The organism is Cupriavidus sp. GW823-FHT07B10, from assembly GCF_058794355.1.
In genome coordinates this window covers 21,829-33,834 of the sequence record NZ_JBXAGS010000003.1, presented here as the reverse complement: position 1 = coordinate 33,834, position 12,006 = coordinate 21,829, and the positions used below count along the sequence as shown (strand labels likewise).

The window sequence follows — 12,006 nt, the reverse complement described above, 5'->3', positions numbered from 1 at the left end:
TCACAGACGCGCCGAATCACGCGTGATTGACCCGATCGCACCAGGCGGGCTGGAAGCCGGGAAGCTGCCGGCCCGCTTCTTATTTCGACGCTGGGTAGGCTTCAGGCGGCCCGGTGAACCTCCGCCGCCACCCCGGCCAGCATGAGGTCGAGGTTCTGCACTGCCGCCCCCGAAGCACCCTTGCCGAGGTTGTCGAACACCGCTGCCAACAGCACTTGCCCGTGCTCGCAGTTGGCGAACACGCCCAGGCGCAGGTCGTTGGTGCCGTTCAGTGCCTGCGGGTCGAGGTGAGTGGCGGCGGCCGATTCGGCTAGCGGCATCACCTCGACATGGCGGGCGTTGGCGTAGTGGTCGAGCAGGCAGGCGTGCAGCCTGCCGACGTCCGTGCCGGGTGCCAGCAGGTCCAACTCCAGCGCCACCGTCAGTACGATACCTTGCCGGAAGGCGCCGTAGGCCGGCACGAAGGCGGGGCGCCGTGCCAGGCCCGCGTGCTGCCGGATTTCAGGTGTGTGCTTGTGCGCCAGGTCCAGGCCATAGACCTGGAAGGGCAGGGCCCGGGTGGCCTCCGGTCCCTCGTAGGTATCGACGGCGATGCGGCCGCCACCCGAATAGCCCGACACCGCATGGATGGCGATGGGGTAGTCGTGCGGCAGCAGGCCGGCCTCCGCCAGGGGGCGCAACAGGCCGATCGCCCCGGTGGGATAGCAGCCCGGATTGCTGACGCGCAGCGCGCCCGCGATGCGCTGCGCCTGGCCGGCGGTCATCTCGGGAAAGCCGTAGGTCCAGCCGGGCTGCGTGCGGTGTGCCGAACTGGCGTCGATCACACGCACCGCAGGGTTGACGATGGACGCCACCGCCTCGCGTGCGGCGGAGTCCGGCAGGCACAGGATGGCGATGTCGCAGCCGTTGATGGCGTCGGCGCGGGCGCGCGCATCCTTGCGCTGGCCGGCGGGCAGTGTCAGCAGGCGCAGATCGTCGCGTCCGCGCAGGCGCTCGTGGATCTGAAGGCCGGTGGTGCCCTGGTCGCCGTCGATGAAAACAAGAGGGTAGCGCATGGGATGGATCCTTGGCAGTGGCGTGAAAGTGGCGGCCCCGGCCGGTTCAGCATCAGCTCTGCGTTGGTGCGGCCGGTACAGGAAGCGCCATCTTGCGCCACCGGCTAGAATCGAAGAAGTTGAATTTCATGACGATGAAATTCACGTTTCCTGAACGATATTCCTCGTCAGCAGATACGCCCTTAACCGGAGTGCCGCCCCATGCGCGAGATCAGCCTGGACCGCCTGCGTACCCTCGTCGCCATCGCCGATCTGGGTTCCTTCGCCGAAGCCGCGCGCGCGTTGCACCTGGCTCCGCCCACCGTCAGCCTTCACATTGCCGAGCTGGAAGCCCGTGTCGGTGCGCAACTGCTGACGCGCAGGCGCGGTGAGGTGCGTCCGTCGTCCATTGGCGAGACCCTGGTCGATCGCGCCCGCCGCCTGCTGGCCGATGCCGACCTTGCGCTGGACGACGTGCAGCGTCAGGCGCAGGGGTTGACCGGCCGCGTGCGCCTCGGCGCCTCGACCGGGGCCATCGCCCACCTGCTGCCGCAGGCGCTGGCCATGCTGGCGGAGCGGCATCCCGACATCGACGTGCAGGTGGCCGTGCTTACCTCGGAGGAGACGCTGGCGCGGCTGGCCGCCGGCACGCTGGAGATCGGTCTGGTGGCACTGCCACAGGCGCGCGTGGCGGGGCTGACCATCCGCCCTTGGCGGCGCGATCCGGTACGGGCTTTCCTGCCAGCGAGCTGGCCCTGCCCGGCGCGCATCACGCCGGCCTGGCTGGCAACGCGCCCGCTGATCCTCAATGACGGCACCACGCGCCTGTCGCGCCTGACCGCCGAGTGGTTCGCCAGCGGTGGCCACAGGCCGGCGCCGCGGATTCAGCTCAACTACAACGACGCCATCAAGAGCCTGGTGGCGGCCGGCTATGGTGCGGCCCTGCTGCCACACGAGGTCACCACGCCGGCGCCGGATGCGCGCATAGTGATGCGGCCGCTGCGGCCGGCGTTGTGGCGGCGACTGGGGTTGGCGCACAGCGGGGAACGGGTAGAACGTGCCACGGAATACGTACTGGAGGCCCTGTGGGCGCTGCGGGCGGGATAGTGCCGTTGGCCACACGTCGGCCGGCGGCTGTGCGCGGCGCCGCCACGCGTTGATCGTGTCCTCGATTGCATTGATGGAGACATTTGCCGCGCCTGTCTGCATGTTGCGGTCATGGGCCCCTCACTGGTGAGCGCCCCAAGCTCAGCGCCCATGGGGCTGCTAGCGGCGGGCGGCATAAGCGCCGTGCCGTTTCGGACTAGAATCCTCTGAGGAGGTGTCAGTCATGTCAGCTATCAAGCGCATCGATCCGGGCCATTCCGCCCATCAGGCCGCGCCGCACAGGACCCCCCGCTACCCTGCGGAGCACGTCACGCTGACGGCTGGCTCCAGGAAGAGGCTACGCCCCAGTGTGCCGCATCGAAAGGTCGGGCGCGGCAAGGTCGGCGTCGGCGGCAAGTAGGGACCTGCAGCGGCTGGTCGGCTTCGCGCCCGGCGGCTCGGTCGATGGGCCGGCCGGTCCCGTACAGGCACTCGATCACTTCTTCACGATCGAAGTACGCGCCGGCGCGTGACGTTCAGTTCGTTGCCATAGTCTGTGTCGGCATCAGCGATCACCGGTACCACTACCGACTGCGCGATGACGCGTGAACAAGCTGGGCGCGGGGCAGATCACGCACGATGTGTCGTCGGCGCCAGAGGGTTAGCGTCATTCTTGAACTCGTGTGCACCCTCATCGCACGCCGGCGCGGAGCAGAGTTTGCAGCTACTTGAGCGCTATTGGGTTCGCAGGCTTGTGTTTACAGCGCGAGCGTCTACCGTGATAGGCGATCCCACAGGAAAGGAGACAGCAATGAAAAAGCTAGCTTTCCTCGCCGCCCTTTCGCTAACGGCCGTTGCGGCGTGGGCGCAGGGCGGTCGCTACGGTTCGCCTCCAACACCGGGGACTGACACTGGCAGGCGCGCGGAGCCAACTGTGCAGGCCGCCAGCGGAGCTTCCGGCGAGAGTGCCAAGAAAGACAAGAGCGAAGCGCACGGCAAGGTTGACCGCAGTAAGGGGCGTGCCGGCGGCCAAGGCGCTTCCGCCGCGGCAACGCGTGGCCGTCCTGCATCGGCGCCCGAGAGCCAGCCCTGAGCTGGCCACCGCGAGTTCTTGTTCCCCAATAGGGATTGCACAACCCTTGACTGGATGATCGCTCGCGCCTGCCCGCGGGCAGGCGATGCTAAGTATCGTGCCCGGTCAGATCGCGGATGCGGGGGTAGACGTCGGTGCACCAGCGAGGCCCGCAGAACAGATCATAGTGGCCGCACTGGCGGGCCGTGAGGTGCCGCTTGTCGCATGCGGCGATGCCTTGGCACAGATCGTGCGCGGCCTGCGTCTGGCCCCGGCCGGAAATCTCATCCTGTTCGCCCTCGATGGTCAGCAGTGCGGTGGTACGGATGTCCTGTGGCCGCACTGCCTCGCCCCGCACCTGCCAGCTGCCGCGCGCCAACTGAAATTCCTGGAACACGAGCTGGATGGTGTCCAGGTAAAACTCGGCCGCCATGTCGAGCACCGCGTGGTAGGCATCGCAGGCACGCCGGTGCTCCTTGGCACGCACGGGGTCGCAGCGAACGAGATCCAGGCAATAGTCCCAATAAGCCTCCCCCAGACGTTCTGGCTGTGCCGCCGCCAAGCCGGCAAGTTGCAGAAAGCTTGGGCACACCTTGCGTCCGGCACCCGGGTAGGGCTGCGGTACCGCATAGGTCAGGTTACGCTGAAACCACGCGAGAGAGTGGCGCGCGGCCAGACGTCCGAGTGCAGTCGGGCTGCGGCGTGCATCGACCGGGCCGCCCACCAGGATGAGGCTCCTGGGCGTCGGCTCACCCGCGCTCGCCAACAGGGAAACCGCAGCCAGCGCTGGCACGGTGGCCTGACAGATGGCCAGCACATGTAGCGGTTCCGCCCCGATCCGACGGATAAAGGCCTGCAGGTGGGCCACCTGGTCATCGAGGTGGAACGGTCCTTCGGCCACCGGCACGCGACGCGCATCGTTCCAATCCGTCACATACACGACATGCTCGGGCAGCAAGGCCTGCACGACTTCACGCAGCATGACGGCATGATGGCCCGCCAGCGGCGCACAGACCAGCACCGGCGGCGTCGGTGCGGTGCAAGGGTCAAGCGCGCCCATGTCGGGTGCGAAGCGCAGCAGCCGGCAAAACGGCCCTTCCACGATGACCTGCTCAGCCACCGCGATGACGTGGCCGTCGCGCCGGATGGCGGTGATGATGCCAAACGACGGCTTCTCGCAGGTCCTGCCGAGCCGGTAGAGCATCTCATAGCCAGCAGCAAAGCCCGATGCGCCCGGGACATACGCGAAGGGGCTGGCCGGATCGATGAACGCATTTGCTGCGCTCGCCGCCCATGCGGTGAATGGCGCGAGCAGCGCGCGCTGATACTCGACGAGCTGGTACAGCATGAAGACTCCCGTAGGAACGCGCACACGATTCCGGCTGGCAATGACATCCGCGCTGTGTTGCTCACGGCGATGGGCATGCTGCCGGGGTCGATGTGCCTCTCCATGGCAACAGGTGTCACCGCGGGGGGGGAAGTGCAGTCATAAACACGGGCCAGGATTTCACTATATGTCGGACAGGCCTTGCTGCAACGCCAAACATCAAGCGCCGCGCCGCTGGCGGGGCCCGCTTGCTTGCGACCCCGTACCGGTCTTCCGCATCCTGTTACGTGAACGGCCGGAATTCGATGGTTCACCGCCGATCCGATAGGGCGTGACCAGCCATCCCACCGCCGCCATCACACTGGACGCAACGCCTCAAGCATGATGTCAGCCAGGCGCTGCGATACCTCGGACGCGGGTCCCGGCGCGCGCAGCAGCATCAGGGGCATCTTGCCGAGCGGCGGCAATCCTTCGGCAGCCCCAAGTTGCCGCAGCGATGCCGGCAAGCCGTAGGGCGTGCGGACCACCAACCCAAGTCCGGCTGCCGCGGCGGCCCACAGGCCACCAAGGTTGGGGCTGGTGAACGAGACGCGCCAGGGGATTCCGGCGCGGTCCAATGCCGCCGTGGCGGCATCGTGGAAATGGCAGGGCCGGTCGAACGCCGCCAGCGGTATCGGCTGGCCGGGCTCGATGTGCCACGGCAGCGCAGCCGGTCCGACCCAGCACATCGGCGGTTCGCCGACCACGGCGATATCGGCGCCGGGCTCTCTTGCCGTCCGAGCGCCATCCGCGCCGCCCCAGACCAGCGCGAGATCCAGCGTCCGCGCCTGGATGCGGGCGAACAAATCGTGATTGCGCGCCACCATGGCTTCGACCCGGACCTTCGGATGCGCTCGCGCAAACCGCCCCAACACCTCCGGCAGCATTGCCTCGCCGAACTCTTCCTGCAGTCCCAATCGCACGCCGCCGGACAGGTCCACCCCTTTCACGGCCGCGGCAGCTTCGTCGTTCAGGGCAACGATTCTGCGCGCGTAGCCAAGCAGCAGACTCCCCGCCTCGGTAAGTTCCAGGGTCCGGCCGGCCTTGCGAAACAGCGGCGTGCCTGCCATGTCCTCGAGCTTGTGAATCTGCGCACTGACGGCCGAAGTGGAGCGCCCGACCTGCTCCGCAGCGCGCGCGAAGCTGCCCAGGTCGATGCCGGCGATCAAGCTGCGCAGCGCGGCAATATCAAGATTCGACGCCATGGCAATCGTGCGGAAAAACGAAACAATTGGTCCCAAACTTTCTGATTTTCAAGACGAATATTGGTTGCAATACTGACGCCCTGTCAACAGCCTTATCGGAGGGCCGTCGTGGCCGAGTCCGTCTGTTTTGCCCGCCCTGGTGGCAATTCCCTCGCGGCTTCCGCTGCTTCGCATCGCTGGAAAGTGTTGGGCGTCGGCGTTGCCGCGAACGCCAGCTTCATCGCTGCCGCCAACGGGTTGCCCGCCACCGCGGTGTGGCTGCGCAGCGCCTATCAGATCGACAACGGGGGGCTTGGCCTGCTGCTTGGTGCGTTGGGCATCGGCGCCGCGTTGTCCGAACTGCCGTGGGGCGCAGCGGCCGACCGGTGGGGCGACCGTCGCGTCCTGCTGTACGGGCTCGGCGCCACCGCTCTCATACTGGCGGTGATGGCACTGTTCCTGGCCCCAAGGCCGGATCGCGTGCCGTCCTTGCCGGTGGCGATGGCCTGCATGGCGCTGCTGGGACTGGCGGGCGGCAGCGTCAACGGGGCCAGCGGGCGGGCGGTGATGCGATGGTTCGCCGACGGCGAGCGCGGCCTGGCGATGAGTATCCGCCAGACGGCGGTGCCCCTCGGCGGCGGGCTAGGGGCGCTCGTGTTGCCGTGGCTGGCCTTTGCCATGGGCTTTCGCTGGGTGTATGCAGTCCTGGCCGCGTTCTGCCTTGCCTCTGCCTGGCTGACCTGGCGATGGCTGCACGAACCCACGCATCTCGCTGCCCCCGCGTCGGCACGACGCCATGCGCATGACAATGCCAGCCCGTTGCGCAGCCTGCGGGTCTGGCGCATTGCGTTGGCCATCGGCATCCTGTGCGCGCCCCAGTTCGCGGTCTTGAGCTTCGCCTCGGTGTTCCTGCACGATGCGGCCCATGTGGCTGTGTCGGGCATCGCCGCCACCCTTTGCGCTGTGCAGCTCGGCGCGATGGCGATGCGGATCTGGAGCGGCCGCCATACCGATCGGCGTGGCAACCGCCGTGCATGGCTGCGCCATTGCACGCTGATCGCCGCGCTGATGTTCGTGCCGCTGGCCCTCTGCGCGGCGGTCGGGCAGGGTGTTCCTGCGACGCTGACCATGGTCGCGGTCGTGCTGGCTGGCATCGCGGTTTCGGCCTGGCATGGGGTTGCCTACACCGAACTGGCGACGCAGGCGGGCGCGGAGCGGGCGGGTACGGCCCTCGGACTGGCCAATACGCTGGTCTTCGCCGCGTACTTCGCTGCCCCTGCGGCGATTCCGCTACTGCTCGATAGCGGCGGCTGGGCCGGCGTCTGGCTCCTGGCCGGGGCCTGCGCGGCGACCGCGTGGCCGCTTTTTCCCCGGGCTGGCGATGGTCCCGGCAACTGACTGACGTTTCCAGTCACTGCTTCGACCGGCGAGCAGCTTCCCATTAATAGGCATGCGCAGGGTTCTGAAAAGGAGACCCACTGCGACGGGATTTCGGAATTCGCCATATCAATCACGAGGTGCTCAATGGCGACCTTCGCGCTGAATCCTGTAAAGCTCACGCCTGGGTCCCACCATTTCAGACGATGACCTTCTACACTGCGGCAGGCTGCTCGCGCAGGCGACGGGCTTCGTCGCGCAGGAACTGCTGGTAATCGTCCAGATCGCCGTCGAAGGGCTCGACGCCGCCCTTGGTGACCAGCCAGAACTCATCGCATACGGCGCGCAGCAGGGCCCGGTCGTGACTGACCAGCATCACTGTGCCTTCGAATTCGTTGAGCGCCATGCCTAGCGCTTCGCGGGTGGCCAGGTCGAGGTGGTTGGTAGGCTCGTCGAGCAGCAGCAGGTTGGGACGCTGCCACACGATCATGCACAACACGAGCCGCGCCTTCTCGCCGCCGCTCATCGTGCTAACCGCCTGATGGACCATGTCGCCACTGAAGTTGAAGGTGCCGAGGAAGGTGCGAAGGGATTGTTCGGTGCCACTCTGGCCGGGAGCGCGCATGTGCGCCGGCGTGTCCTTGGCAAGGCGGATCATGTGCTCCATCGGCGTGTCGAGCGGGCGCAGCACGTCGAGTTCCTGCTGTGCGAAGTAGCCGATATTCAGGCCTTTGCCTTCGCTGATTTCGCCGGCAATCGGTGCCAGCGCGTGCGCCACCGTCTTCACCAGCGTGGACTTTCCTTGGCCGTTGGCACCGAGAATGCCGATGCGCTGCCCGGCCAGCACGGAACGGTTGATGCCCCGCACGATGATCGTGGGCGGCGTGCCCGGCAGTGCGCCGGTCGGCGCCGGGTAGCCAAAGCTCGCGTCCAGCATCGACAACAGCGGGTTCGGGACGTTGAGCGGCTCCTTGAACTCGAAGTTGAACTCTGCGTCGGCAAGTACCGGTGCGATCTTCTCCATGCGTTCGAGCGCCTTGACCCGGCTCTGCGCCTGCTTCGCCTTCGAGGCCTTGGCCTTGAAACGGTCGATGAATTTCTGCAGGTGGGCGATCTTGTCCGCCTGCCTGGCCAGCGCGGCCTGCTGCAATACGAGTTGCTCAGCGCGCATGTCTTCGAATTTGCTGTAGTTGCCGCCATAACGCACGAGCTTGGCGTTGTCGACGTGCACCGTCACCTGCGTCACCGCATCGAGGAATTCGCGGTCGTGGCTGATCACTACCAGGGTTCCCTGATAGCGCTTGAGCCAGGCTTCCAGCCAGACCAGCGCGTCGAGGTCGAGGTGATTGGTCGGCTCGTCGAGCAGCAGCAGGTCGGACGGGCACATGAGCGCGCGCGCCAGTTGCAGTCGCATGCGCCAGCCGCCGGAGAAACTGTTGACCGGCTGACTAAGCTGCGCAGCACTGAAGCCAAGGCCGAGGATCAGCGCTTGGGCACGCGCGGGGGCATCGTGTGCACCGGCGTCGTGCAGGGCCATGTAGGCGTGCGCCATGCGCATGCCGTCGTCGCTGACCTCGGCGGCGGCTACTTCGGCCTGCGCGGCCAACAGCACGGTATCACCCTCGACTACGAAGTCGGTCGCGCTCTGCCCGGTCTCCGGCATCTCCTGCGCGACCTGGCCCATCTTCCATGCAGCGGGAATCGAGAACTCACCGCTGTCTTCGTGTAGCGTCCCGTTGAGAAGGCCGAAGAAGGATGACTTGCCGGCGCCATTGCGGCCGACAAGACCAATCTTTTCGCCGGGGTTGAAGGTGACGGACGCGCGGTCGAGTACGACATTGACGCCGCGGCGCAGCGTGACATTACGGACGGAAATCATAGGGAGCTACTTCAGAGAGGATTCGCATGATAGCCGACCGGATGAGCAGGGCTGTAGTCTGATGCGTTGACGTTTGCGCTCATGGCTGAGATCCATCCTGTAGCGGGGGCATGCGATCATGCGATCAGCGCGTTGGCGACGATCGCTGCCGCCGCTACGCTGGACGTGCTGATGGCCAGCCAGCATCCCAGCAGGAAGGCGCCGTTGGCCACGCTTCGACCTGGAATCATCTTGTGTGCTCCGAGGGATGGCTGGTGGCGGACATGCATCAGCGCTCGATGACCGGTGCGTGCACGGGAGCCAGCGATTCGTGCGTGGTTGCCGTGCGTTGCGCGGCTTTGTGGACCATCGTATAGGCATAGTCGATCCCCATGCCATAGGCGCCCGAGTGCTCCTTGACCACGGCCATCACGTCGTCGTACGTCTCGCGGTTCTTCCAGTCGCGTTGCCATTCCAGCATGACCTGTTGCCAGGTCACGGGCACCACGCCTGCCTGGACCATGCGCTGCATGGCGTAGTCATGAGCTCCCTTGGTCGTGCCGCCCGAAGCGTCGGCCACCATATAGATCTCGTAGTCGCCCTCAAGCATTGCGCACAACGCGAAGGTAGTGTTGCAGACCTCGGTCCACAGGCCGGCCACGACGATTTTCTTGCGGCCATTGGCGGCCAGCGCGTCGCGCACCTTCTGGTCGTCCCAGGAGTTCATCGAGGTGCGTTCGAGCGTTTGCTTGCCGGGGAAGACGTCGAGCAGTTCGGGGTAGGTATAGCCGGAGAATGAATCGCTCTCGACCGTGGTGATGGTGGTCGGCACATCGAAGATCTTCGCTGCCTTGGCCAGGCCCACGACGTTGTTCTTCATGGTCTGGCGGTCCATCGACTGCACACCAAAAGCCATCTGGGGCTGGTGGTCGATGATGATCAGTTGGCTGTTGCGCGGGGTCAGGACTTCCAGCTTGGCGTTCGACATGCTGCTCTCTCCGATGAAATTTATTCAATGATTGTGAGTTCTCGTTGGGCGGCGCTTTGTTCGCTGTGTTGCGTTGTCGTGCCGTCCATGTGACGAACTATAGCGGAGGAGAGTGCGGAGGCAGTCAGCCAGAGTTGTAAGTATTATTCAAAAAATTTGATTAAATCGGGACATGTACGACCCTGGCTCCGGTGGGCGTTTGGTTCCTGAAGCCCGCGAGCGTGGCGGGCTCCGACAACTTGGAGGAGATCGAAAATGACCGCCAGCGGCGCGGCACCAGGCGAACCAGGCAAGCCCGGTCGAGTTAGCATTCAGTATCTGATTGATCTTCGTCCGCCCTCCGACTTTCTCCCGACGCTACTCAGGCGCCATCTGCGGGTCGCGCGGCCCCATGGCGATGCCGTAAGATTCCGAGGGAGCCGGACACACCGGATCCTGGCGCCAACGAAACTCGACCTTCCCTTCCCGCGGGCCGCCACCACGCCGAGCACCTTTCTGACCTAGTCCAATGTGGAAGTTTCGACATGACCAGACTCTTTGCCGCAAGAGCAGCCTGCCTTGGCGAGTTGGGGAGGCAGGGAGAGAGTGGCACGCCCGCGGCAGGGCCTGCCACGCTCTGATGCTGCTTCTGCTTGCGGGACTCAGTGCCTGTGGGTCGCTTTCTCACAATGCTCCGCGCAATCTGCCTCAGGCCGCGGCTGGCAGCGCATCCGCGACCATGCGCGAACCCACCGACGTCGTTGGCCCGACAACCGTCGCCATGTCGTTCTCTGGCGGTGGCACGCGAGCCGCAGCTTTCGCCTTCGGCGCGCTGCAGGGGCTCGACGCCATGAGAGGTCCCGGGGGCGCGTCCCTGCTCGACGACGTCTCATTTATCAGCAGCGTGTCCGGAGGCTCCATCACCGCGGCGTACTACGGTCTGCACGGCAAGGCCAGCCTGGCGACCTTTCGATCAGTGCTCTTGAAGGACGGAGAGGCGGGACTTCGCTTCAGTCTCCTGAATCCGGTCAACCTTGCGCGCCTCTTCGCGGGAGGCCTCAACAATCGGGAAGATCTCCGGACATGGCTCGACGAAGACGTGTTCAAGGGCGCGACGTTCGCCGACATGTTCCGCCGCGGCAAGCCGCTCGTCTGGATCAACGCCACGAACGTCTACTACCGGGTCGCGTTCCCGTTCAGCCAGCTGGCATTCGATGCGCTATGCAGTGATCTCGCGAGCTTTCCCGTTTCCGAGGCCGTCGCCGCATCCATGGCGGTCCCGCTCTTCTTTGCACCGATCGTCCTTCAAAAATATCCCGAGGCTTGCAGTACACCGCTGCCGAACCTTGACCACGCCCAGAGGCCCGGGCAATCGCTGCTGCTTGGCGCGTTGGCAACCGCCGTTCGCGGTCACCGGGACACTTCGAAGGGAAAGTACATCAAGCTGGTAGACGGCGGGGTGACCGACAACTACGGCCTGGCCACAATTTTGCAATCGCGCCTGCTGCTGGGCACGGCTTACGGTCCCATGAGCGAGAACGACGCGATCAATGTGCGGCGGCTACTCTTCATCGTTGTTGACGCCGGTCAGGGCCCGCGCGGAGATTGGAACCAAAGCCCGGGTGGCCCATCCGGAATCGAAGTCGCAAGCGCAGCCATCGACGCGGGAATGGCGACCAGCGTTCGAATGACCTATGACGCCTTCGTTCCCATGATGCAACGGTGGCGCGATGATCTCGTGGCGTATCGGTGTGGGCTGCCGCATTCCCGGCAGCAGGAGATCGCTGCACGCCGCCCAGGCTGGCGGTGCAATGAAGTCGAATTCTTCGTCACGCGGATCTCGTTTGAGGCCCTCGACAAGGAGCGAGCTGCAAGCCTGAACGATCTGCCGACCAGGCTTCGACTGCCCGAGAAGGACGTCGATCGCCTGATCGAAGCGGGAAGGGATGTCATCCTTGGCAACCCGGTGATCCGCGAGTTCGAGCGCGAATCGACCGAGGCGCGATAGTCCCGCGGCACGCGGCGTGGGTGAGGCCGCGTTCTTGCTGCTCGGCCGCGGCGC

8 protein-coding genes are annotated in these 12,006 nt (G+C 65.6%); 3 read left to right on the top strand and 5 right to left on the bottom strand.

Going from position 1 to position 12,006, the window contains the following annotated elements; translation table 11 throughout:
• Positions 1 to 101: 101 nt before the first annotated feature.
• Positions 102 to 1,055, bottom strand: a complete 954-nt coding sequence (argC, locus tag AC1Q6V_RS07890) for an N-acetyl-gamma-glutamyl-phosphate reductase (RefSeq protein WP_011616502.1) — start codon at positions 1,053 to 1,055, stop codon at positions 102 to 104.
• Between the two features lie 201 nt (positions 1,056 to 1,256).
• On the opposite strand from argC, the gene AC1Q6V_RS07885 reads away from it, so the two are divergent.
• Positions 1,257 to 2,141, top strand: coding sequence for a LysR family transcriptional regulator (locus tag AC1Q6V_RS07885; protein WP_454751338.1), 885 nt, complete (start codon positions 1,257 to 1,259; stop codon positions 2,139 to 2,141).
• Between the two features lie 1,160 nt (positions 2,142 to 3,301).
• On the opposite strand, the gene phaZ is transcribed toward AC1Q6V_RS07885, so the two are convergent.
• Together phaZ and AC1Q6V_RS07875 are read right to left on the bottom strand one after the other, a co-directional pair.
• Positions 3,302 to 4,540 carry a polyhydroxyalkanoate depolymerase gene (gene phaZ / locus AC1Q6V_RS07880; RefSeq protein WP_010812589.1) on the bottom strand — a complete coding sequence of 413 codons (1,239 nt, stop codon included), beginning with the start codon at positions 4,538 to 4,540 and terminating at the stop codon, positions 3,302 to 3,304.
• A gap of 335 nt (positions 4,541 to 4,875) precedes the next feature.
• Positions 4,876 to 5,763 carry a LysR substrate-binding domain-containing protein gene (locus tag AC1Q6V_RS07875; protein WP_454751337.1) on the bottom strand — a complete coding sequence of 296 codons (888 nt, stop codon included), beginning with the start codon at positions 5,761 to 5,763 and terminating at the stop codon, positions 4,876 to 4,878.
• Positions 5,764 to 5,871: 108 nt separating this feature from the next.
• On the opposite strand from AC1Q6V_RS07875, the gene AC1Q6V_RS07870 reads away from it, so the two are divergent.
• Positions 5,872 to 7,140: an MFS transporter gene (locus AC1Q6V_RS07870; protein ID WP_011616505.1), complete on the top strand. Its 1,269-nt coding sequence runs from the start codon at positions 5,872 to 5,874 to the stop codon at positions 7,138 to 7,140.
• Positions 7,141 to 7,333: 193 nt separating this feature from the next.
• On the opposite strand, the gene AC1Q6V_RS07865 is transcribed toward AC1Q6V_RS07870, so the two are convergent.
• On the bottom strand, positions 7,334 to 8,998 hold the full coding sequence (locus tag AC1Q6V_RS07865) for an ABC-F family ATP-binding cassette domain-containing protein (protein ID WP_010812586.1): 1,665 nt from the start codon (positions 8,996 to 8,998) through the stop codon (positions 7,334 to 7,336).
• Between the two features lie 268 nt (positions 8,999 to 9,266).
• Complete coding sequence (locus AC1Q6V_RS07860) at positions 9,267 to 9,965, bottom strand: hydrolase (protein WP_454751336.1); 699 nt, start codon at positions 9,963 to 9,965, stop codon at positions 9,267 to 9,269.
• A 718-nt stretch (positions 9,966 to 10,683) separates the two neighbouring features.
• Between AC1Q6V_RS07860 and AC1Q6V_RS07855 the strand changes: the two genes are divergently transcribed.
• Positions 10,684 to 11,952, top strand: a complete 1,269-nt coding sequence (locus AC1Q6V_RS07855; protein WP_439669655.1) for a patatin-like phospholipase family protein — start codon at positions 10,684 to 10,686, stop codon at positions 11,950 to 11,952.
• The last annotated feature ends 54 nt before the right edge of the window (positions 11,953 to 12,006 follow it).